The sequence below is a fragment of the Sphingopyxis sp. genome, from assembly GCF_035944815.1.
Classification (GTDB): Bacteria; Pseudomonadota; Alphaproteobacteria; order Sphingomonadales; family Sphingomonadaceae; genus Sphingopyxis.
This window is the reverse complement of record NZ_DASZAU010000007.1, coordinates 55,297-75,581: the sequence shown is the minus strand read 5'-3', so window position 1 is coordinate 75,581 and position 20,285 is coordinate 55,297. Positions and strand designations below refer to the sequence as shown.

The window sequence follows — 20,285 nt, the reverse complement described above, 5'->3', positions numbered from 1 at the left end:
TGTCCGGTCCCGGCGGTCCCCGTCATTGTCCAAGAAGTCGCGCCGCATGCAGCGCATGATAGCTGAGCACGCCCGACGCACCGGCGCGGCGGAAGGCGAGCAGGGTTTCGAGAACGAGCGCGTCGCGGTCGCCCGCGCCGGCCGCAGCCGCAGCCTCGATCATCGCATATTCGCCCGACACCTGATACGCATAGACCGGCACGGCGAAACTCGCTTTCACTGCCGCGACGATGTCGAGATAGGGCAGCCCCGGCTTGACCATGACGCTATCGGCGCCCTCGGCGAGGTCCTGTGCGACCTCGCGCAGCGCTTCCTCGCTGTTCGCCGGGTCCATCTGATAGGTCTTCTTGTCGCCCTTGAGCAGCCCGCGCGAGCCCACCGCGTCGCGGAACGGGCCGTAAAAGGCCGACGCATATTTGGCGGCATAGCTCATGATCTGGACATGGCCGAAGCCTTCGGCCTCCAGCGCCTGCCGGATCGCGCCGATCCGGCCGTCCATCATGTCGCTCGGCGCAATAATATCGGCGCCGGCGCGCGCCTGATTGAGCGCCTGCCCGACGAGCACCTCGACGGTCTGGTCGTTGAGGACATAGCCGGCCGCATCGATCAGCCCGTCCTGCCCGTGGCTGGTGTAGGGATCGAGCGCGACGTCGGTGAGCACGCCGATCTCGTCGCCGAGCGCATCCTTGATCGCCGCGACCGCGCGGCACATGAGGTTGTCAGGATTGAGCGCCTCTCCGCCGTCCTCGCTGCGCCGGTCGGGCTGCGTATAGGGAAAGAGCGCCAGGCACGGAATGCCAGCGGCGACGGCGTCCTTTGCGCGCTCGACGATCCGGTCGACCGACCAGCGCGACACGCCCGGCAGGCTCGCGACCGATTCTTCGGCGCCCGCACCGTCGCACACGAACAGCGGCCAGATCAGGTTCGCGGGGGAGAGATGCGTTTCGCGCACCATCGCGCGGCTCCAGCCGGTACGGCGGGTCCGGCGCAGGCGCAGATCGGGAAAGGCGGCGTGGGTCATGCGGCGTGCATAGCGGCGCTTCGCCGCCGGGCAAATGGATATTGCCGCATGTCAGGGGAGATCAGGTCCCGCCCTCGGCGCGCTTCGAGGCGACATCGGCAAGGCTGCCGAGCTTGGGCCCCTCGACCTGCTTCGGCGCAATCGGCGTCAGCGCCGCGCCGGGCGCGATCGCCGTCAGCGCGCGAATGCGGGCACGGAAATCGGCGAGCGCCTTGCCCTCGAGCAAAGCGCGCGTGACGAAGGTCACCGACGCCGGATTGACCGCTCGGCCGTTGCGATACAGTTCGTAATGGAGGTGCGGGCCGGTCGAGAGGCCGGTCGAACCGATGTAGCCGATCACCTGCCCGCGATTGACGCGCTGGCCGGGCCGCACCGCGATGCGGCTCATATGGCCATAGCCGGTGCCAAGCCCGCCGCCATGGTTGAGCTTCACATAATTGCCGAAGCCGCCGTGGCGGCCGGCGATCGTCACGATGCCGTCGGTGACCGCATAGATCGGCGCGCCATAGCCCCCACCGAAGTCCATCCCGCTGTGCATGCGCCGATAGCCGAGGATCGGATGGCGCCGCATCCCGAAGGTCGATGTCACGCGGCCGTTGGTCGGACGCGCCATGCCGCCGCGCTGCTCGCCGACGCCCGACGCTTCATACCATTGGGTCCGGCCGTCGACCGTCCATTCGAGCATCGAAAGCTTCGGTTTGCCACTGCGGATCAGGCCCGCATAAAGCAGCTTGCCCGTTTCGCTCTCGCCGGTTTCGGCGCGGCGATGATCGACGATGATATCAAACTCGTCGCCAGCGCGAATATCGCTGCCGACCGAAATCTGTTTGCCGACGACGCGGAGGTACGACTGGATCGCTTGCGGCGGCGCCCCGGCGGCGCGCGCCGAACGGTACAGGCTGTCGCCGACCCGGCCGCGAATGCGCAGCGGCGTCGTGTCGACAGCGATCGGGATGCGCCGCATCACCAATCGCCCGCCCTGCCGTTCCATCTCGATCCGAAGGTCGAAACGCGCCCGCATCGCCAGCGCCTCGACCGGGCGCGGCATGGTGCGGGTGGGACGGCGGCCGAGGATCAGGTCGATGCGCGTGCCCGGCGCGATATCGGCAAGCGGGACCGCGCCCGACACCTGATTGGCGAGTGCCTGCGCTTCGGTGCTGCCGACCCCCGACCGTTCGAGCAGGCGTGCGAAGCTGTCGCCGCTACCCAGCGTGGCGGTCAGTTCGATCTGCGGGCGTTCGGGGGTCTGCGTCAGCGGACGGACCGCGTCGGTCGCCGCCATATGGCGGCCGGTGTCGCCGCCGAACGCCAGCGGCACGATCATCTGCGCGCGCGCCTCGTTGAAATCGGCGGCGTCGAACGCCGGCGCCCCGCCGACTTCGAACGGCTTGATCCCCGGAAAGGTGGCAATCGCCGTCCCGCAGAGCAGGGTTAATGTGGCAAGGCCGCGCCACCATTCGCCCGAACCGATATTGTCGCCAAGATCGGGGACAAGGTCGAGCTGCGCTAGCCGGTCGCGCCAGCCTAGCCGCGGTTCGGCGTCCGAATCGGCGCGCCGCAGCGGTATCGCTTGTGACATCGTGAGGGCGGCCGCATTGCCGGACATCCCCGCGATGGGTTCATGGCGCTGGAACAAATTGCAACCCCCGCTCGGCAAGCCTCCCGTAAACCCGGCCGCCGAATGATGTTTTCGAGCCGTTGTCTGTAAAGAAAGGTCGTTAAAGTCAATTTAATGGCGGGCGCGCGGAAACGCGTTGCGGCGAATCGTGTCGGGGTTGGGATATTATGCAAGTACCAGCGAAAAATCGGCCCCGGCCCTCCCGTTCGACGATCGGCTGTTGCGCCGCGGCGGCGCTCATGCCAGCTTGGTGGACAAGATAATGACACCACCCTCTTCCCAGCCGGTCAAGGCTGTCCTTGGCCCCACCAACACCGGCAAAACCCATTTGGCGGTCGAGCGCCTGACCGCCCGGTCCAGCGGCATGATCGGCTTTCCGCTGCGCTTGCTCGCGCGCGAGGTCTATGACCGGGTCGTCGCGATCAAGGGTGCGGCGCAGGTTGCGCTGGTCACCGGCGAAGAACGCATCACCCCGCCCGACGCGCGCTACCTGCTCGGCACGATGGAAGCATTGCCCGTCGAGCGCGATGTCGCGTTCGTCGCGATCGACGAGGCACAGCTCGGCGCCGACCCCGAGCGTGGGCATGTCTTCACCGATCGCCTGCTCCGCGCGCGCGGGCGCGAAGAGACGATGATCCTCGGCTCGGCGAGCATCCGGGGGTTAGTGAAAGCGCTGGTTCCCGAGGCCGAAATCATCACCCGCCCGCGCTTTTCGACCTTGAGCTACGCCGGATCGTCGAAATTGTCGCGGCTGCCCAAAAGATCGGCGATCGTCGCCTTTTCCGCCGAGGAAGTCTATGCGATCGCCGAGATGCTGCGCCGCTTTTCGGGCGGTGCCGCGGTCGTGATGGGCGCGCTCAGCCCCAAGACGCGCAATGCGCAGGTCGCGATGTTCGAGGCGGGAGAGGTCGATTATCTCGTCGCCACCGACGCGATCGGCATGGGGCTCAATCTCGATGTCCAGCATGTCGCCTTCGCGAGCCTGCAGAAATTCGACGGACGCCGCCTCCGTCGCCTGACGATCTCCGAAATGGCGCAGATCGCGGGGCGCGCCGGGCGGCACCAGCAGGACGGGACCTTCGGCACCGTCGGCCTGCCACAGGGCGGCTTCACCCCGGAGGAAATCCACGCGATCGAGGGCCATCATTTCCCGCCGCTGCCCAGCCTGTTCTGGCGCAATCCGACCCCCGGCTTCGGCTCGCTCGACCAACTGCTCGCCGACCTTGCCCGGCCGCCGACGCAACCGATGCTGCGCCCCGCGCCCGAGGCGGTCGATATCGCGGTGCTCAAGCATCTGGCGGGCGATATGGAGGTACGCGCACGCGGCGGCGATTTCGACGCGGTGCAGCGCCTGTGGGACGTGTGCGGACTCCCCGATTTCGAACAATTGGGCGCCGAGCATCACAGTCGCACGGTGTTCAAGCTGTGGCAGTGGCGCACGAGCGGCGACGGGATGATCGACCCCGACTGGTTCGCGCGCCGGCTTGCGCGGCTGGATGACGTCGAGGGAGACATCGACCAGCTCGCGAGCCGCATAGCCGCGGTGCGGACGCTGTGCTTCATTGCGCAGCGCGGCGACTGGATCGCCGGCGCCGCCGGATGGACCGATCAGGCGCAACTACTCGAATCGCGATTGTCCGACGCGCTGCACGCGGCGCTGGCGCAGCGCTTCGTCGACCGCCGCCTTGCGCTGCTTCTACGCGATGCCGGACAGCGTCACGCCGCGCTGCCCGTTGCGGTCGGTGCCGACGGCACCGTTGCGGTCGACGGCGAGGCGATCGGCACGCTCAAGGGCTTTCAGTTCAAGGTCGATCCGGTCGCCAAGGCGAGCGACCACCGGTTGCTCCTCGCCGCCGCCGAAAAGCATCTCCGCGCCGAACTCGCCCGCCGCGCGACCGCGCTGGCCGAAGGCGACGACGGCGCGCTGGCACTTGTCGCCGAGCCGGGAACCGCGCCGCGGCTCGCCTGGCACGGCCATGCCGTCGCCACGCTGGCGCGCGGACCGACGCTGGTGCAGCCGGCGATCCAGATCGACCCCTCGCTCCGCCGCCTCGAACCCGGACAGGTGCAGGCGATTTCGGAGCGGCTGCAGCGCTTCGTCGCCGCGCAGCTCGCACGCCATGCGGGGCCGCTCGCCGCGATGGGCGAGGCGGCAGGCGATCTTTTCACCCCGCCGCGCGTGCGCGCGCTGCTCGCGGCGCTGACCGACACCAGCGGCACGATCCCGCGCGCGGTCGTAGAGGACCAGCTCAACGCATTGGCTCCAGAGGAACGGCCGCAGTTGCGCAAGCTTGGCTTCACCATCGGATCGCTCGACATATTCCACCCGCTGCTGCTGAAGCCTGAGGCGGTGCGCTGGCGCGCGGCGCTGACTGCGGCGCAGCAGGGCACGTCGGTACCCGCCCTGCCCCCGCATGGCGCGGTGCTGCAAAAAAACGGCAGCCAGGCGGGGCTTGCGATCGCGGGCTTTCGCCGTTGTGCCAACGGCTGGCTGCGCATCGACATGGCCGAAAAGCTGGCGCGGCAGGCGCATGCGGCGCGGATGCAGGCCGCCGCACCGCCAACATCGCCGGTGGCGGGCGGCGACGACCATCATCATGACGATCATGGCGAGGAAGCGCACGGCGCACCGCCCCCCGGTTTCGTGATCGACCCGGCCCTCGCGACCTCGCTCGGGCTCGACGAGGAAACGCGGCGCGGGCTGCTCGGCAGCTTCGGATTTCGCGCCGTCGGCGAGCCCGCGCTGCAACGCTGGCGCTGGTCGGGACTCCGCAAGGCTGCCGAAAAACGCGCACGCCGCAAGGGACCGCGGCGGCGCCCCGATACGCCGAAACAGACGCGACCGAGCGGCGAGGCAAAGCGCGTTCCCGCGCAGCACGCCAAAGGCGCGGCCCATGCCAAGCCCAAACGCGGAAAGCCGCCCCGCACCGACGCCCCGCGCCCGCCGCGGACCGATCGCCCCGAACGCCGCGGCCCGTCGCCGAACAGCCCCTTCGCCGGCCTCGCCGCCCTGCTCGCCGAAAGCCGCAAGGACTGATGGCGAGCCCCGGCGCCGCAGGGAGCATCCGGCTGGACAAGCTGCTGTGGTTTCTGCGCCTTGCACGCTCGCGCAGTATCGCCCAGGCAATGGTCGAGGCGGGGCATATCAGACTCGACGGGCGCCGCATTACGCGTTCCTCAGCTGCGGTGCATGTCGGGTCGACGCTCGTGCTGCCGGTGGGCGAGCGGATCGAGGTGATCCGCCTGCTTTCGCTGCCCCAGCGCCGCGGCCCCGCGCCCGAGGCACAGGCCTGTTACCTGCGCGTCGAGGAACAGGCGCCCGCCGCCTCCAGCTGAGCTATCGGGGCGACAGGAAAAGCTGTCGCCCGAAACCCGAAGCTTTTGCGTATCGAGTGAGAGTGATTCGCAACTGTCGCTTTGCGTTGACGTGCCGCGTCGACGCGGAATAGAGGCGGGTCCGATGGATGTCGGACGGCAAGGGTGCCGCCGACAAAGGGAGCTGAACCCATGACCTATGTCGTCACCGATGCCTGCGTCCGGTGCAAATATATGGACTGTGTCGAGGTGTGCCCCGTCGACTGTTTCTACGAGGGCGAGAATATGCTCGTCATCAACCCGAACGAGTGTATCGACTGCGGCGTCTGCGAGCCCGAATGCCCGGCCGAGGCGATCCTGCCCGACACCGAGAGCGGCCTCGAAAAATGGCTGGAAGTGAACGCCAAGTTCAGCGCCGAGTGGCCGAACATCACGGTCAAGAAGGACACGCCGCCCGACGCCGACGAGTTCAAGGGCGTCGAGAACAAGTTCGACACGCTCTTCTCGCCCGAACCGGGCGAAGGCGACTGATCGAATTGGGTTGCGCCGCTATTCGACCAGCGGGATAGGCGGCTCGGTCAACCAGTAGGTTGTGGTCGCGGCGTCGCACCAAAATCCTTCGAAGAGCTGGTTGAGCCGGATTCCGGCCAACCCTGCCTCGGTGCCCAATATCAGCGTGTAGAAGCTGTCCCAATGCACCCAGGCAAATAGCGACCGGTCGGACGAAAAAAGACGCCGCGCGCCATAGGCGGGCACATCCTCCACGCCGACCCACGGCTTTTCCCCGGCGAGCGCCGACAGGTCGACGAGCCGCTCTTCGTCTCCGAATTCGTCGCCCGCAATAATCTCGCGATGCCCGGCGCGCGCAAACATCCGGATTAGCGCGTTTTGCATTACGGGTTCGAACCGGCCTTCGGTCGGCAAGAACAGTGCCTCTCTATCGCAATAGCGCAGCAACCGCTCGGCTGACGCAGGATCGGCCAGATCGTCCCGGAGCCCGTGGATGTTCGTCCGAAGCGCGCGGTCGAGTTCGCAGTGATCGGAAAAACCGGCCGCCCGCGCAACCGCCTGCCATCCGACCGTGCGGGCGAAACGCTTGGCGATCGTGTCGACCGCGTCGGCTTCGATCTCCTTGCCGAGCTTTCGCGCAGCCTTCGCTTCATCGGCCCACTCGATCAATTCCGCCCCATCGGGCATCTCGGACCGCAGGAGGATGAGCGAACCGCTTTCGCACGCACGCGGGTGGAGACCTTCGACGGCAAAAAATGGGTGGAGCGCTATGAAGGCGTGCTGAAAAGCACCGCCATACCATGGTAAAATGGGCGTATCGTCGGGCGGCCCGAATTTCGTAAGCTCGTCCTGATCCATCGCCTGTTCCTACGCGCCCTCCGCGCCACTGTCTGCCACGCATTGTCCGAATTCAAACCGCAGGCGCGCGTGTTTCCCCCCTTGAATCCCTTTCGCCGCGCGACGATGTAGGTCGCGGAGGGGCAGCCCGCCGGATTCTCCGGTGCGGCATCCCGATAATGAAGGACGAAATTCCAATGATCGACCCGCTCGCAGCCCTTGTTCCCGTCGTCGTCGAACAGACGAGCCGCGGCGAACGCAGCTTCGACATCTTCTCCCGCCTGCTGCGCGAACGGATCGTCTTCGTCACCGGCGAGGTCGAGGATAATATGGCCTCGTTGATCGTCGCCCAGCTCCTGTTCCTCGAATCGGAAAATCCGAAGAAGGACATCTACATGTACATCAACTCGCCGGGCGGCGTCGTCACGGCGGGCATGGCGATCCACGACACGATGCAATATATCCGCCCGCGCGTGGGCACCGTCTGCATCGGCCAGGCCGCGTCGATGGGCAGCTTCCTGCTCGCCGCCGGCGAGCCTGGCATGCGCGTCGCGCTGACCAACGCGCGCGTCATGGTCCACCAGCCGTCTGGCGGCGCGCGCGGCATGGCGTCGGACATCGAAATCCAGGCCAAGGAAATCCTGCGCATCCGCAAGCGGATGAACGACCTTTATGTGAAATATACGGGCAAGTCGCTGAAAGACATCGAAAAGGCGATGGACCGCGACACCTTCCTCGAAGCCGATGAGGCCAAGGCCTTTGGCATCGTCGATCATGTGTACGACCGCCGCCCGGGCCTGCCCGGCGACGATGCTCCCAAGGATGTGAGCGAGGGTCCGACGCCCTGATCGGGCGCCTTGCCAGTTCCGGTAACTGCGTTTGTTGACATCCGCTTGGCGCCTTGGCGCTAAGCGGAACATTGAACCGATGTCACCCAATTGCCATATTGTAATTGGGTGACCGCGGACTAGGATAAAGACGGCGGCACCCTTTTTGCGCCGCCAGAGGACTATTTATGACGAAATTGAGCGGCTCGGACAGCAAGAGCACCCTTTATTGCTCCTTCTGCGGCAAGTCGCAGCACGAAGTCCGCAAGCTGATTGCCGGGCCGACGGTGTTTATCTGCGACGAATGCGTCGAGCTTTGTAACGACATCATCCGCGAAGAAATCAAGGGCGGGATCGCCGCGCGCAAGGATGGCGCGGTGCCGACGCCGCTCGAAATCTGCCAGCATCTCGATTCCTATGTGATCGGACAGAACAAGGCCAAGCGCGTCCTGTCGGTCGCGGTGCACAATCACTACAAGCGGCTTGCGAACAGCGGGCGCGGCGAAGATGTCGAGCTGGCGAAGTCGAACATCCTGCTCGTCGGCCCGACCGGCAGCGGCAAGACCTTGCTCGCGCAGACGCTCGCGCGCTTCCTCGACGTGCCCTTCACGATGGCCGACGCGACGACGCTCACCGAAGCGGGCTATGTCGGCGAAGATGTCGAGAACATCATCCTGAAGCTGCTGCAGGCCAGCGACTATAATGTCGAAAAGGCGCAGCGCGGTATCGTCTACATCGACGAGATCGACAAGATCAGCCGCAAGGCCGAAAATCCTTCGATCACCCGCGACGTGTCGGGCGAAGGCGTGCAGCAGGCGCTGCTGAAGCTGATGGAAGGCACGACCGCGAGCGTCCCGCCGCAGGGCGGCCGCAAACATCCGCAGCAGGAATTCCTGCAGGTCGACACGACGAACATCCTGTTCATCGCGGGCGGCGCGTTCAGCGGCCTCGAAAAGATCATCGGCGACCGCCTGCAGGGCAAGTCGATCGGTTTCGGCGCGCATGTCGCGGGCCCCGACGAGCGCCGCCAGGGCGAAGTGCTCAAGAATATCGAGCCCGAGGATCTGCTGAAATTCGGCCTGATCCCCGAATTCGTCGGCCGCCTGCCGGTGATCGCGACACTCGAGGATCTCGACATCGACGCGCTGGTCAAGATTCTGGGCGAACCCAAGAATGCGCTGGTCAAACAGTATAAGAAACTGTTCGACCTCGAGGAAGTGTCGCTGACCTTTACCGACGACGCGCTGATCGCGGTCGCCAAGAAGGCGATCGAACGCAAGACCGGCGCCCGCGGGCTCCGCTCGATCGTCGAGGCGATCCTGCTCGACACGATGTTCGACCTGCCCGACCTGACCGACGTGGTCGAGATCGTCGTCGACAAGGACGTCGTCGAGGGCCGCAAGGACCCCGTGCGCGTCTATGCCGACAAGGCGAAAGAGGCTGGCGACGCCGCTTGATGCGGCGCGCGCTGCGCCTCGTCCTTGCCGCGGCGGCGCTCACTGCCGCTCCTGCTCTGACGCCGGCGCACGCGCAGCCTGTATCGACGCCGATCGACGAGGTCGTCGATTCCGCCGAAGTGCGACGCGAGGGCGGCGCACTTCGGCATATTCCGTCCAACTATCTCTTTCCCGCCAGCCTCGGCGGCATGCCGGCGCGCAAGCTGATCGTCTATGAACCCGGCAATGTCTCGGTCCAATATACGCTGAACGGCGGCGCCAACGGCGATGGCTGGATCGACCTTTATGTCTATCCGAAGATGGTCGAGCTGGACGAAGAAGCGCGCGAACTCGAGAGCCTGCTGCTCGAACGCTATCGCGGCGAACGTATCGCGGTGCCTGCGGGCTTCGCCGATCCGGCCGTGGGTGTCGCGAACGGCTGGTTCACAGCCGAAATTGGCGGACAGCCCTATCTGACGCATTTTCAATTGTCGCAGCACGGCAACTGGTCGGTGAAAGCGCGCTTCAGCATGCCCGTCGGTGCCGCAGCCGATGTACAGGGCCGCGCGGCCGCCGCGCTGACCGACCCGCCGACGCGCTGGCGCTGAGTCGCGCGCCGCTCTTTTTTCGGCCAAGGCGGACGAGGAGGCGGCAGAATGGCATCACAAAATGTTGCATTGCAGCAACAGTTTCCCAAAAAAACGCGACCCCGCCTGTGGATAAATTGTCGACCGGCACGGAAATTCGCGATTTTTTGATCTCCGGCCGGCGGCGCGCGGGCGCGCGGGTTGCACTGTCACAATTGCTGTCACAATCGTGCCACATGCGGGCTTCAGGGGCGCTCGCAGGTCAGGCGCGCCCCATTGTCGCGCGCCAGCCGATTGCACCACCAAGGGGACATCCATGAAACTTCGTTATTCGATCGCGGCTAGCCTGATGGCTATCGGCGTCGCCACCGTCGTCGCCGCGCCGGCCCAGGCGCAGCAGATCACGACCGGCATCCAGGGCCAGGTCAGCGACGACAACGGCGCCGCGATCGGCGGCGCCACTGTCGTCATCACCGATACGCGCACGGGCGCCGCCCGCACGCTGACGACCGGCGCCGATGGCCGCTTCAGCACCTCCGGCCTGACGACGGGCGGTCCTTACACGGTTTCGGTCAACGCCGACGCGTTCGAAGGCCAGACGCTGCAGGACATCTATACGACGCTGCAGGGCAGCACGGATCTTTCCTTCTCGCTCACCTCGGGCGGCGGCGAAATCGTCGTTACCGGCAGCCGCGTCCGCGTGACGCAGCTTGAGGTCGGCCCCGGCACCAGCTTCTCGACCGAAGTCCTGGCAAGCGCGCCTTCGTTCAACCGCGACGTGCGCGACATCATCCGCCTCGATCCGCGCGTCAGCCTCGACCGCGACGACGGCGGCTCGGGCCAGGATCGCATCTCGTGCCTTGGCGGCAACGACCGCGGCAACGCTTTCACCGTCGACGGCATCAGCCAGGGCGATATTTACGGCCTCAACGACACGGGCTTCTCGTCGCGCAGCTCGACCCCGATTCCCTATGACGCGGTCCGCGAAACGCAGGTGCAGTTCGCGCCGTTCGACGTCGATTACGGCGCCTTCACCGGCTGCGCGATCAACGTCGTGACCAAGTCGGGTACCAATGACTATCATTTCGGCGGCTTCTTCGAATATTCGGACAACGGCATGCGCGGCGATTCGCTGCCCGGCATCGCCAAGCTCGCGCCGGTCGAGGCCGAAAAGCGCTGGGGCGCCTGGCTCAGCGGCCCGATCATCAAGGATCGCCTCTTCTTCTTCGGCGCCTATGAACATCATGAAGCCGGCCAGTCGCAGGACGACGGCCCGGCGGGCGCCGGCGGCTATGCGAACGAACTCGCCGGCGTGCCGGTCGAAGCGTTCAACGAAGTCTCCGATATCCTGAGCAGCGTCTACGGCATCGACACCGGTCCGCTGGTTCGCAGCCGTCCGTTCGAGAATGATCGCTATTTCGGTCGCCTCGACTGGCAGATCAATGACGATCATCGCCTCGAACTGACTTATCAGCGGCTCGAGGAAGCGACGACCCGTCCCGACGATTTCAGCACGACGTCGAGCAATCCGCGCGTCACGGGTCTCAACACCTTCTATCTGAGCGGCACCAAGTCGGACTATTATTCGGGCCGCCTCTATTCGCAGTGGAGCGATAATTTCTCGACCGAACTGCGCTATTCGCGTTCGAAGATCACCGACCGCCAGGATCCGATCGGCGGCGGCGAAGCACAGTCGGCCAATCCGATTCCGCGCATCATCGTCGGCGTCGACGATGGCAATGGCAACCTTGGCCAGATCCTTGCCGGCCCCGGCTTCTCGCGCGCGGCGAACGACCTGCGCACGACGGTCAACGCCTATCGCGCCGTCGCCAAGCTCGACGCCGGCGCGCATTCGCTGAAGGTCGGCTTCGAAATGAACCAGGCGGACCTGTTCAACCTGTTCGTCCAGAACGCCACCGGTACGCTCTATTTCCAGAACATCGACGATCTGCGCGCCGGCCTGCTGTCGCCCGGTTCGACCACCAACCCGACGGCAACGAACCTGTTCAATGGCGAGGCGGTCGGCGCCGAAGGCAATTTCTCGGCCACCGGCGACGTCCGCGATGCCGCGGCTGCGTTCAAGCGCACGACCTACTCGATCTTCGCGCAGGACGACTGGGAAATCACCGATCGCCTGAAGGCGGTCGCCGGTGTACGCGCCGACTGGTATTCGGGTGGCCAGCCCAACTACAACCCCGTATTCCAGCAGCGTTACGGCTTCTCGAACACGACCGGTTTCAGCAATCTGGACCCGATCATCATGCCGCGCCTCGCGCTGACCTATGACATGGACGATTTCGCCGTGTTCGGGCGGCCGAAGCTGACCGCCGGCGTCGGCATCTTCTCGGGCGGCGATCCGCTCGTCTGGTTCGGCAACGCCTTCCAGAACGACGGCCGCGGCTTTGCGACGGGGACGACCAATGACGCCCAGTGCACCCCGATCAAGGATGCCAACGGGCAGATCAGCGTCGTCAGCAACGGTCAGTTCACCGGCGTTCCGGGCTGTTTCCAGCAGTCGGCGTCGAACAACGCCGCACGCGGCCTCGGCGACACCCAGTCGATCAGCCCGAACATCAAGATGCCGTCGGTGCTGCGCGCCAATATCGGCTTCACGTCGGAGCTGAATTTCGCCCCTTCGGGCTTCTTCAGCGGCTGGAACCTCAACCTCGACTATATCTACAGCAAATATCGCAATCCGTTCACGATCGTCGACCTGTCGCAAACCCCCAACATCACCAAGGGAATCAACGGCTACACGATCGACGGGCGCCCGATCTACGCATCGATCGACCCGAATGCCGCGAACTGCCCGGCCGAACTGGTCGGTCTCAACCCCGGCCCCGTCTATTCGGGTGTGACCGCGGGCTGCTTCAGCCCGGCAACCAGCCGCGACGACGAATTGCAGCTGACCAACAGCGCCGGCTATCGTAGCCACAACGCGTCGATCATCCTGTCGAAGACCTTCGACGGGGGCCTGTTCACCGCAAATGGCAGCGTCGATTTCAACCTCGGCTATGCCTATACGGATTCGCAGGATCGCCGGAGCATGTACAACTCGACGGCGGGCTCGAACTACGACCTCGTCGCCGCGTTCGATCGCAACAACCCGGCCGCAGCGCGCGGTTTCTATGAAAGCCGTCACAATATCTCGACGCGCCTCGCCTTCCGCGAGGAATTCTTCGAAGATCTGTCGACGCGCTTCGCGATCAGCTTTATCGCCCGCTCGGGTCGTCCGTACAGCCTGACCTTCACCGGCGGCGGTATCTTCAACGACAGCGCATCGGGCTTTGAAAACGCCCTCGCCTATCTGCCGCGTGGTCTCAACGCGGTCGATCCGAACGTGTCGCCGAACTCGACGATCTCGGCGGCGCAGATGCAGTCGCTGGTCGACTACATCAACAGCAACGGCTGCGCGAAGAAGCATATCGGCACGACCGTTCCGCGGAATACCTGCACGAACAACTGGTATTTCGACATGGACCTGTCCTTCTCGCAGGAACTTCCGGGGCCGGGCCGCCTGTTCGGGCGCAACGACAAGATCAAGCTCTATGCGACGATGGACAATTTCCTGAACTTCCTCGACCAGGACTGGAACGTCCAGAAGCGCCGCAATTTCGCAGGGCTTCAGGACATCGCGCAGGTCAGCGGCGTCGATGCGCAGGGCCGTTACGTCTTCACCGGCTTCAACGGGCTCGACAACATCGCCGGCGACAACCAGATCAACGTGTCGTCGTCGGTCTGGCGCCTGAAGATCGGCGTGTCGTACGAATTCTGATCGCAGGACAAACGAACAAAAAGGGCGCGGGAGGCAACTCCCGCGCCCTTTTTCATGCGCGAACAATGGCGCGGACCGGCTCGCCGATAACGGGCGGACTCAGCCGGCGGCGATACGGCGCGCCGTATCCTGCACCAGCGCGATCATGTTGGGGACGCCCTGCGTGCGGTTCGACGAGAGCTGGCGCGTGAGGTCGAAGGGCGCGAGCGCGGCGGCAACGTCCATCGCTGCGACGTCGGCGGCCGATTTGTCCTGAACCGCGGCGAGCACCAGCGCAACGATCCCCTTGGTGATCGCGGCATTGCTGTCGGCGAGGAAATGGAGCTGCCCGTCTTCGCGCGGCACCGGATAGACCCAGACACTGGCCGAGCAGCCGCGCACCAGCGTTGCGTCGGTCTTGAGCGCGTCGGGCATCGGTTCCAGTTCGCGTCCGAGCTCGATCAGCAGGCGATACCGATCATCGCCATCGAGGAAGTCATATTCTTCGAAAATGTCGGTCAGGCTGCGCATGGCCGCGCCCCTTGCACAGATGCGGCCAAGTTGAAAGGGGCTGAAACGACACCGGCCCGCTCCCCTGTCAGCCGCCGGACGGATGGCGACTGACAGGGGAGCGGGCCGGTGCCGCGCGAAATCAGGGGCAGATTAGAGGTCGACTCCCGCCGCGATGGCTTCGAGCTTGCGTAGCCGTTCCTTGAGGTCGGCGATCTCGATCCGCGAACCCGCGTGCGGAACCGCGGGATCCTGCGCGAGCGGCGCGTGGCCTGCGGCCAGTTCCTCGCGCTTGAGCTGGATCCAGTCGCGCCAGCCGCGCAGCGCGACGAGGCTGACGATGCTCAATCCGGCGAGAGCAACCGCGGCGGTGGTGAAGTCAGGAGTGATGAAAGCCATGAGCGTTGCTCCTTTTCCGGCGTTCAGATTTTGCTGCTGTCGCGCAGCTTCTCGATTTCCTGATCGAGCGTGACGGCGCGATTATTGTCGGTGGCGATGCGTTCGAGTACCTGGATGCGGTCCTTGAGTGCCCGGATCTCGGCCTGCAGCGCCTTGGTTTCGGCATTGTCGGCGGCGTTGCCGACGAAATATTCATTGCCCCGATTGTCGCGGCGAATGCCGTGCTTGGCGCGAATGATGCTGCCGATCGTCACGATCAGGACGATGCCGATGACCATTTCGAAGGGGTTCATGGGGAAGGATCCTTTCGTTTATTTTTTCAGTTGAGCGGGGCGTCGCGCAGCTTTTCGATCTCGTCGGCAACATCAATTCCCTTGTCGGTAACGATGCGCTCGAGAACGCGGACGCGCGCTTCCAGCCGTTCGGTTTGTGCCGCATATTGCGCGGCCTTTTCGGCGGTCTCGTTGGTGATCGCCTTGAGCTGCTTTTCCTTGAACTTCAGGTGACGCTCATAAGCGGCGAAGCCGATGCCGAGCGTGACGGGCAGCCCGACGACGATGAAGAGGATGAAGATGGCTTCCATGTTCGTTCCTTCGGTTCGGGGCGTTAGTTCGAGGGGCGCCGCAGCGCCTCGATCTCGTGGCTCAGCCGGTGACCTTCATCGGTGACGATACGTTCGATCACCGCGAGACGATCCTTTACCGATCCGAGTTCGGCGCGCAGCTGGGCGTTTTCCTGGCTGACCAGCTTGACGCGTTCCATCGCCTCATCGCTGGTCTTGGGGTAGACCGCCTTTCCCCAGCTGTTTTCGAGCGGGTAGCCATGCTTGACGCGCAGCCAGGTGGTAAAGACCCAGCCGCCAACCCCGAACAGGCCAATGATGGCGGCCGCGGGAGCAAGGGCATTCACAAGGTCGGCGTTCATCGTCTCAATCCTCTCAGCGCAGGCGTTCGATCTGGTCGGCGAGCTGCGCCGCCTGCCCGTTGTTTTCGGTCGCGATGCGTTCGAGCACCGAAATCCGTTCCTCGAGCCGGCTGACCTGATCCGCGAGCTTGGCATTGTCATCGGTCAGCAGCGCGATTTTTCGATCAGCGTCGGGGTCGGATCGATGAACTGTGCCGCCCCATTCATTTTCAACCGGATAGCCATGCTTGGCACGGATCCAGGTGGTGAACATCCAGCCGCCGATCGACAATGCGATAATGGCGAGGACGAAACCGGTACCACCGAAGTTCATTTTCTATCTCCCTGTTGTGCCCCAAGGATCTTTGGGTGCCCGCCCGGCGCCCAAGATCAACGCAGCGCGTCGATCTCGTCGGCGAGCCGGCGGTTGTGGCTGGTATAATATTGTTCGATGTCGGCGAGCCGGCGGTCGATGTCGCGGAAGCGCGAGCGGATGTCGCGGGTCGAGGCGCTGGGGTTCGACCGCACCCCCTGCCAGAATTTCGCTTCCTCGTTCGAGCCGTAGAGCGCGAAGGGTTTCGGCGTGCCCATCCAGGCAACCATCCAGTAAGCGATCAGCGTCCAGGGGAAACCGCCCATCAACGTCAGCAGCACCGCGCCGACGCGAACCCAGAGAACGTCGATACCGCTATAGTCCGCGATCCCGGCGCACACGCCGCTCCATTTGGCGTTCTGTTTGTCGAGGTAGAATTTTGTGCGGCTGGCAGACATCTCAGTTCCTCCTGGTCATATTTTCGAGTTGCGCCAGGTCTTCATCGCTACGAACCGCGGGGCGGAAGTCGGGATGGTCGGCGCTGATGATCCGTTCGACAGTATGAAGACGATTCTCGAGCCTGCGAGCCGTATCATATAGTTCGTCGAGCAGTTGTTCATCCTCTCCGGTCAGCGTCTTGGCCTGTTTCCACTTGGTGATATAGTGGAGGATCAGCCAGGGCAGACCGAGGAAGAGCGTTCCGATGACGATCGGGACGATGATGATTTCTTCCATCGGTCCGGCTCCTTACTTCTTGCCCTGCGCGGCCTTCAGCGCGGCGAGTTCGTCGGCAACCTTGTCGGCGGCCTGCAACTCGGCGATCTCTTCGTCGAGCGACTTCTTGTAGCCGAGGTTCAGCGCATCGGCGCGGCCTTCGGCTTCGTCGACGCGGCGTTCGAGGATTTCGAAGCGCGAGAAGGCATCTTCGACGCGGTCGCCGCGGGTCATTTCGCGCAGCTTGTAGCGATTCTCGGCGCTTTCGAGGCGGTTGACCGCGCTCGACTGGCGCGCACGCGCTTCGCTGAGCTTCTTCTGCAGCTTGGCGATATCGTCCTCATAGCCCTTCAGCGCATCGTCGAGGACCGTGATCTCGCTCTTCAGCCGCTCGGCCATGTCGCCGGCTTTCTGCTTTTCGACGAGCGCGGCGGTGGCGAGGTCTTCGCGGTCCTTCGACAGCGCGAGTTCGGCCTTTTCCTTCCAGCTGTCCTGCAGGCTTTCGAGCTTGGCGACGTGGCGGCGCATTTCCTTTTGGTCCGCGATCGTGCGGGCGGCGGAAGCGCGGACTTCGACGAGCGTTTCGTTCATCTCGAAGATGATCTGGCGGATCATCTTTTCCGGATCTTCGGCCCGGTCGAGCAGGTCGGTGACATTGGCGGCGATGATGTCGCGGGTTCGTGAGAAAATACCCATTTTGAAACTCCTGTCGAAAATCTTGAGACTGTGTCTGTTTTGAAAAAAGGCTGGTGCCGGAGCGGGGCAAGGGGGGAGAGTGCCCCGGCACCAGTGCCGGTCAGACCAAAGGTCCGACCGCCGGGGACATGACAGCGGCGACCAGCGGGCCGGCGGGGGTGCCGGTGATGCTGGCGGCGGCTTGCGGCTGGTCGATCACGCCGACGAGGATGGCCAGCGCTCCTGCCGTGCTGAGCACGAAAGTGGCGGCCTGGGCAAACATCGACTTCATGGGACAACCTTCCTCTGCTTTTTCGCTGCACCGGCACATCTGCGCCGGTTCGATGATATCTTTGCAGGAGGCGTGCCAATTGCGGCGAGTGGCGGAAATTTGCCGATCTTCGCGCATATCGCGACGATGAAGGCCCTTTTCACTTGCCAATCAGCGGGAATTTTTGCCAATGATTGGGAATGGAGCGCGAAACGCAATTCATCGGCCAGTCGGCGACGTTTCAGGACGCGGTCGAACGCACGAGCCTTGCCGCCGCGCTCGACCGCCCGGTGCTGGTGATCGGCGAACGCGGCACGGGCAAGGAACTGATCGCCGAGCGCCTGCACCGCCTGTCGACGCGCTGGGACCGCCCCTATGTCATCATGAACTGCGCCGCGATGCCCGAGACGCTGATCGAAAGCGAATTGTTCGGGCACGAGGCGGGCGCCTTCACCGGCGCGACGCGCAGCCGCGCCGGGCGTTTCGAGGAAGCCGACGGCGGCACGCTCTTTCTCGACGAACTCGCGACCATGTCGATGGGCGCGCAGGAACGCCTGCTGCGCGCGGTCGAATATGGCGAGGTCACGCGCGTCGGCGCGTCGCGCCCGATCCGCGTCGACGTGCGCATCGTCGCGGCGACCAACGAGCATCTGCCCGCGCTGGTCGAGGACAACAGGTTCCGGGCCGACCTGCTCGACCGGCTGTCGTTCGAGGTCATTACCCTGCCCCCGCTGCGCGCGCGCGAAGGCGATATCGAAGTGCTCGCGACCTATTTCGGGCAGCGCATGGCGGCGGTGCTCGGCTGGGAAGAATGGCCGGGCTTCGGCCCGCGCGCGCTCGCCGCGATGGAAGGCCATGACTGGCCCGGCAATGTCCGCGAACTCAGGAACGTCATCGAGCGCGCCATCTATCGCTGGGCCGATCCCGAAAAGCCCGTCGACGCGCTGACCTTCGATCCCTTTGCGAGCCCCTGGCAGCCCGCGGCCCGCAAGGCGGCAACGAAGACGGAGACGCCCGCAATCGCGACGAGCGCGCCGCCCGCGACCGCCGCGGCCACGCCGCCCCCGGGCCCGGTGAGCGACCTGCGCGCGGCGGTCGACGCCTATGAACGGCAGATATTGTCGGACACGATGGCGCGGTGCCGCTTCAACCAGAAGGTCGCGGCCGAGGCGCTGGGCCTGAGCTATGACCAGATTCGCCACGCGCTGAAGAAGCATGGGCTGAATCAATGACCGTCGCCCCCGCGAAGGCGGGGGCCGCTGGCAACCTGGCGCTACGGCGATAGCGGCCCCCGCCTTCGCGGGGGCGACGATATTCTACTGCCCCGGCGCTTTTATTGCCCCGGCAGTTGCCGGCTCAGCGCCTCGATCACCGCGTCCTGCGTCGACACCGTATCGGCAAGCCGGTCGCGCAGCGCATAAATGTCGGGCAGGCCGTCGATCGCTTCGTCGACGCTGCGTTCCAGATAGAGCCGGTCGATATCGGCGAGCGCGCCGGTGAGCGGTGCGCGCGCGGCGATCAGGCGCGAGATCGCCTGCTGCGCGACGACCCAGCGTTCGCTGGCGACGGGCGCGCCGGCGGCGGCGGAGACGAGCGCCGCAGTCGAATCGCGTTCGGCGGCAAAGCCCTGCTGCCCCGCTGTGCCATCGGCTTCCCAGCGCGCGAGGCGCCCGGCGAGGTCGGCGGGCAGCGGCCCCGGCGGCGCAACGACCACCGCAGGCGGCGCGACGTCGAATCGCCCCTCGACCGGGCGCTTGGCCAGCGACGGCGCGGCGCTGTCCTGTGCGGTCGCGCAGGCGGCGAGCGAAAGCGATGCGGCAACCGACAAGGGCAGGAAAAGGAGGGCGCGCTTCATCATGGCCCCTGATATGGGCGGCAGGCCCGGGCAGCAAGCGCGAATCGGGAGACGGCGGCGCCCGATCGCACCGCGCACGGCAAAACCGCAAAAAGCGCGGAAATATGCGGTTGACAGCTTGCGGCAAGCTCGCTAGTGGCGCTGACTTTCCCGCATGCCGGAAAAATCGTCTGCTTTGGCGGGTGACTGGCAGCGCGGGTGTTTTAGTTTCTGATTGGATGGAAGACCATGTTCGCAATCGTGCGCACGGGCGGCAAGCAGTATCGCGTCGCCGCTGGAGACAAGATCGCCGTTGAGAAGATCGACGGGGAAGCTGGCGACACCGTGTCGCTGGGCGACATCCTGCTGGCCGGTGACGGCGGCGAAGTGAAAAGCGCCGAAGGCCTCGTCGTTTCGGCCGAGATCATCGCCCAGACGCGCGGCGAAAAGGTCATCGTCTTCAAGAAGCGCCGCCGGCACAATTATCGTCGCCGCAACGGCCATCGCCAGTCGCTGACGCTGCTGCGCATCCTTGCCGTCGGCGATGCCAAGAAGGCCGCGCCGAAGAAGGAAGCCGCTCCGAAGGCCGAAGCCGCTCCCGCCGCCGAAGCCAAGGCTGCTCCCGCGAAGGAAGCTGCGCCGAAGAAGGCCGCCGCTCCCAAGAAGGAAGCTGCACCCAAGGCCGAAGCCGCCGAAAAGAAGCCCGCTGCCAAGAAGGCAGCCCCCAAGAAGGAAGCCTGAGCGCGGCAACGCGGCTCGGC

At 65.1% G+C, this 20,285-nt stretch carries 23 protein-coding genes; 9 read left to right on the top strand and 14 right to left on the bottom strand.

Annotation, left to right across the window (positions count from 1 at the left end):
* Window positions 1–22: 22 nt before the first annotated feature.
* Together hemB and VGU00_RS10150 are read right to left on the bottom strand one after the other, a co-directional pair.
* A complete protein-coding gene (gene hemB, locus VGU00_RS10155; protein WP_327468097.1) occupies window positions 23–1,021 on the bottom strand; it encodes a porphobilinogen synthase in 999 nt (332 codons plus the stop codon).
* Between the two features lie 61 nt (window positions 1,022–1,082).
* Complete coding sequence (locus VGU00_RS10150; protein ID WP_327468095.1) at window positions 1,083–2,600, bottom strand: peptidoglycan DD-metalloendopeptidase family protein; 1,518 nt, start codon at window positions 2,598–2,600, stop codon at window positions 1,083–1,085.
* A gap of 301 nt (window positions 2,601–2,901) precedes the next feature.
* On the opposite strand from VGU00_RS10150, the gene VGU00_RS10145 reads away from it, so the two are divergent.
* From VGU00_RS10145 to fdxA, 3 genes are all read left to right on the top strand, one after another.
* Complete coding sequence (locus VGU00_RS10145; RefSeq protein ID WP_327468093.1) at window positions 2,902–5,676, top strand: helicase-related protein; 2,775 nt, start codon at window positions 2,902–2,904, stop codon at window positions 5,674–5,676.
* Window positions 5,676–5,975: an RNA-binding S4 domain-containing protein gene (locus VGU00_RS10140; protein WP_327468091.1), complete on the top strand. Its 300-nt coding sequence runs from the start codon at window positions 5,676–5,678 to the stop codon at window positions 5,973–5,975. Before VGU00_RS10145 ends, VGU00_RS10140 begins: the two co-directional genes overlap by 1 nt.
* Window positions 5,976–6,146: 171 nt before the next feature.
* Window positions 6,147–6,485, top strand: a complete 339-nt coding sequence (gene fdxA, locus VGU00_RS10135; RefSeq protein WP_327468089.1) for a ferredoxin FdxA — start codon at window positions 6,147–6,149, stop codon at window positions 6,483–6,485.
* 18 nt (window positions 6,486–6,503) lie between these two features.
* Here fdxA and VGU00_RS10130 read toward each other — a convergent pair whose 3' ends face one another.
* A complete protein-coding gene (locus VGU00_RS10130; protein WP_327468087.1) occupies window positions 6,504–7,322 on the bottom strand; it encodes a DUF2711 family protein in 819 nt (272 codons plus the stop codon).
* A 176-nt stretch (window positions 7,323–7,498) separates the two neighbouring features.
* Here VGU00_RS10130 and VGU00_RS10125 point away from each other — a divergent pair, with 176 nt between their 5' ends.
* The 4 genes from VGU00_RS10125 (at window position 7,499) to VGU00_RS10110 (ending at window position 13,926) form a co-directional block, all read left to right on the top strand.
* On the top strand, window positions 7,499–8,149 hold the full coding sequence (locus VGU00_RS10125) for an ATP-dependent Clp protease proteolytic subunit (protein ID WP_327468085.1): 651 nt from the start codon (window positions 7,499–7,501) through the stop codon (window positions 8,147–8,149).
* A gap of 167 nt (window positions 8,150–8,316) precedes the next feature.
* A complete protein-coding gene (gene clpX, locus VGU00_RS10120) occupies window positions 8,317–9,585 on the top strand; it encodes an ATP-dependent Clp protease ATP-binding subunit ClpX (RefSeq protein WP_327468083.1) in 1,269 nt (422 codons plus the stop codon).
* Entirely contained in the window at window positions 9,585–10,172 is a 588-nt protein-coding gene (locus tag VGU00_RS10115) for a hypothetical protein (protein WP_327468081.1), read from the top strand. Before clpX ends, VGU00_RS10115 begins: the two co-directional genes overlap by 1 nt.
* A gap of 295 nt (window positions 10,173–10,467) precedes the next feature.
* Window positions 10,468–13,926 carry a TonB-dependent receptor gene (locus VGU00_RS10110; RefSeq protein ID WP_327468079.1) on the top strand — a complete coding sequence of 1,153 codons (3,459 nt, stop codon included), beginning with the start codon at window positions 10,468–10,470 and terminating at the stop codon, window positions 13,924–13,926.
* Between the two features lie 99 nt (window positions 13,927–14,025).
* Here the strand turns inward: VGU00_RS10110 and VGU00_RS10105 are convergent, their stop codons facing one another.
* The 10 genes from VGU00_RS10105 to VGU00_RS10060 form a co-directional block, all read right to left on the bottom strand.
* Entirely contained in the window at window positions 14,026–14,436 is a 411-nt protein-coding gene (locus VGU00_RS10105; protein ID WP_327468077.1) for a SufE family protein, read from the bottom strand.
* A gap of 132 nt (window positions 14,437–14,568) precedes the next feature.
* Window positions 14,569–14,814 (bottom strand): hypothetical protein, encoded by a 246-nt coding sequence (locus tag VGU00_RS10100; RefSeq protein ID WP_327468076.1) that lies wholly within the window; start codon window positions 14,812–14,814, stop codon window positions 14,569–14,571.
* Window positions 14,815–14,837: 23 nt separating this feature from the next.
* Window positions 14,838–15,107, bottom strand: coding sequence for a hypothetical protein (locus VGU00_RS10095; RefSeq protein ID WP_327468074.1), 270 nt, complete (start codon window positions 15,105–15,107; stop codon window positions 14,838–14,840).
* 26 nt (window positions 15,108–15,133) lie between these two features.
* Window positions 15,134–15,397: a hypothetical protein gene (locus tag VGU00_RS10090; protein ID WP_327468072.1), complete on the bottom strand. Its 264-nt coding sequence runs from the start codon at window positions 15,395–15,397 to the stop codon at window positions 15,134–15,136.
* Window positions 15,398–15,420: 23 nt separating this feature from the next.
* The gene (locus VGU00_RS10085; protein WP_327468070.1) at window positions 15,421–15,738 is read right to left on the bottom strand and encodes a hypothetical protein; all 318 of its coding nucleotides are present in this window, start codon (window positions 15,736–15,738) and stop codon (window positions 15,421–15,423) included.
* Between the two features lie 13 nt (window positions 15,739–15,751).
* Window positions 15,752–16,051 (bottom strand): hypothetical protein, encoded by a 300-nt coding sequence (locus VGU00_RS10080; RefSeq protein WP_327468068.1) that lies wholly within the window; start codon window positions 16,049–16,051, stop codon window positions 15,752–15,754.
* Between the two features lie 56 nt (window positions 16,052–16,107).
* Window positions 16,108–16,488 carry an envelope stress response membrane protein PspC gene (gene pspC / locus VGU00_RS10075; RefSeq protein WP_058804067.1) on the bottom strand — a complete coding sequence of 127 codons (381 nt, stop codon included), beginning with the start codon at window positions 16,486–16,488 and terminating at the stop codon, window positions 16,108–16,110.
* Window position 16,489: 1 nt separating this feature from the next.
* Entirely contained in the window at window positions 16,490–16,765 is a 276-nt protein-coding gene (gene pspB / locus VGU00_RS10070; protein ID WP_058804066.1) for an envelope stress response membrane protein PspB, read from the bottom strand.
* Window positions 16,766–16,777: 12 nt separating this feature from the next.
* On the bottom strand, window positions 16,778–17,440 hold the full coding sequence (gene pspA, locus VGU00_RS10065; protein WP_327468065.1) for a phage shock protein PspA: 663 nt from the start codon (window positions 17,438–17,440) through the stop codon (window positions 16,778–16,780).
* Between the two features lie 100 nt (window positions 17,441–17,540).
* Window positions 17,541–17,861 carry a hypothetical protein gene (locus VGU00_RS10060; protein WP_327468063.1) on the bottom strand — a complete coding sequence of 107 codons (321 nt, stop codon included), beginning with the start codon at window positions 17,859–17,861 and terminating at the stop codon, window positions 17,541–17,543.
* Between the two features lie 29 nt (window positions 17,862–17,890).
* Here VGU00_RS10060 and pspF point away from each other — a divergent pair, with 29 nt between their 5' ends.
* The gene (pspF, locus tag VGU00_RS10055; protein WP_327468061.1) at window positions 17,891–18,922 is read left to right on the top strand and encodes a phage shock protein operon transcriptional activator; all 1,032 of its coding nucleotides are present in this window, start codon (window positions 17,891–17,893) and stop codon (window positions 18,920–18,922) included.
* A gap of 101 nt (window positions 18,923–19,023) precedes the next feature.
* On the opposite strand, the gene VGU00_RS10050 is transcribed toward pspF, so the two are convergent.
* Complete coding sequence (locus VGU00_RS10050) at window positions 19,024–19,548, bottom strand: hypothetical protein (protein WP_327468059.1); 525 nt, start codon at window positions 19,546–19,548, stop codon at window positions 19,024–19,026.
* Between the two features lie 225 nt (window positions 19,549–19,773).
* Between VGU00_RS10050 and rplU the strand changes: the two genes are divergently transcribed.
* On the top strand, window positions 19,774–20,265 hold the full coding sequence (gene rplU / locus VGU00_RS10045) for a 50S ribosomal protein L21 (protein WP_327468057.1): 492 nt from the start codon (window positions 19,774–19,776) through the stop codon (window positions 20,263–20,265).
* The last annotated feature ends 20 nt before the right edge of the window (window positions 20,266–20,285 follow it).

What these genes read in the sequence shown, in the direction of transcription:
- hemB (WP_327468097.1), bottom strand. Translation starts at nt 1,021, where the DNA reads ATGACCCACGCCGCCTTTCCCGATCTGCGCCTGCGCCGGACCCGCCGT.
- VGU00_RS10150 (WP_327468095.1), bottom strand. Translation starts at nt 2,600, where the DNA reads ATGTCACAAGCGATACCGCTGCGGCGCGCCGATTCGGACGCCGAACCG.
- VGU00_RS10145 (WP_327468093.1), top strand. Translation starts at nt 2,902, where the DNA reads ATGACACCACCCTCTTCCCAGCCGGTCAAGGCTGTCCTTGGCCCCACC.
- VGU00_RS10140 (WP_327468091.1), top strand. Translation starts at nt 5,676, where the DNA reads ATGGCGAGCCCCGGCGCCGCAGGGAGCATCCGGCTGGACAAGCTGCTG.
- fdxA (WP_327468089.1), top strand. Translation starts at nt 6,147, where the DNA reads ATGACCTATGTCGTCACCGATGCCTGCGTCCGGTGCAAATATATGGAC.
- VGU00_RS10130 (WP_327468087.1), bottom strand. Translation starts at nt 7,322, where the DNA reads ATGGATCAGGACGAGCTTACGAAATTCGGGCCGCCCGACGATACGCCC.
- VGU00_RS10125 (WP_327468085.1), top strand. Translation starts at nt 7,499, where the DNA reads ATGATCGACCCGCTCGCAGCCCTTGTTCCCGTCGTCGTCGAACAGACG.
- clpX (WP_327468083.1), top strand. Translation starts at nt 8,317, where the DNA reads ATGACGAAATTGAGCGGCTCGGACAGCAAGAGCACCCTTTATTGCTCC.
- VGU00_RS10115 (WP_327468081.1), top strand. Translation starts at nt 9,585, where the DNA reads ATGCGGCGCGCGCTGCGCCTCGTCCTTGCCGCGGCGGCGCTCACTGCC.
- VGU00_RS10110 (WP_327468079.1), top strand. Translation starts at nt 10,468, where the DNA reads ATGAAACTTCGTTATTCGATCGCGGCTAGCCTGATGGCTATCGGCGTC.
- VGU00_RS10105 (WP_327468077.1), bottom strand. Translation starts at nt 14,436, where the DNA reads ATGCGCAGCCTGACCGACATTTTCGAAGAATATGACTTCCTCGATGGC.
- VGU00_RS10100 (WP_327468076.1), bottom strand. Translation starts at nt 14,814, where the DNA reads ATGGCTTTCATCACTCCTGACTTCACCACCGCCGCGGTTGCTCTCGCC.
- VGU00_RS10095 (WP_327468074.1), bottom strand. Translation starts at nt 15,107, where the DNA reads ATGAACCCCTTCGAAATGGTCATCGGCATCGTCCTGATCGTGACGATC.
- VGU00_RS10090 (WP_327468072.1), bottom strand. Translation starts at nt 15,397, where the DNA reads ATGGAAGCCATCTTCATCCTCTTCATCGTCGTCGGGCTGCCCGTCACG.
- VGU00_RS10085 (WP_327468070.1), bottom strand. Translation starts at nt 15,738, where the DNA reads ATGAACGCCGACCTTGTGAATGCCCTTGCTCCCGCGGCCGCCATCATT.
- VGU00_RS10080 (WP_327468068.1), bottom strand. Translation starts at nt 16,051, where the DNA reads ATGAACTTCGGTGGTACCGGTTTCGTCCTCGCCATTATCGCATTGTCG.
- pspC (WP_058804067.1), bottom strand. Translation starts at nt 16,488, where the DNA reads ATGTCTGCCAGCCGCACAAAATTCTACCTCGACAAACAGAACGCCAAA.
- pspB (WP_058804066.1), bottom strand. Translation starts at nt 16,765, where the DNA reads ATGGAAGAAATCATCATCGTCCCGATCGTCATCGGAACGCTCTTCCTC.
- pspA (WP_327468065.1), bottom strand. Translation starts at nt 17,440, where the DNA reads ATGGGTATTTTCTCACGAACCCGCGACATCATCGCCGCCAATGTCACC.
- pspF (WP_327468061.1), top strand. Translation starts at nt 17,891, where the DNA reads ATGGAGCGCGAAACGCAATTCATCGGCCAGTCGGCGACGTTTCAGGAC.
- VGU00_RS10050 (WP_327468059.1), bottom strand. Translation starts at nt 19,548, where the DNA reads ATGATGAAGCGCGCCCTCCTTTTCCTGCCCTTGTCGGTTGCCGCATCG.
- rplU (WP_327468057.1), top strand. Translation starts at nt 19,774, where the DNA reads ATGTTCGCAATCGTGCGCACGGGCGGCAAGCAGTATCGCGTCGCCGCT.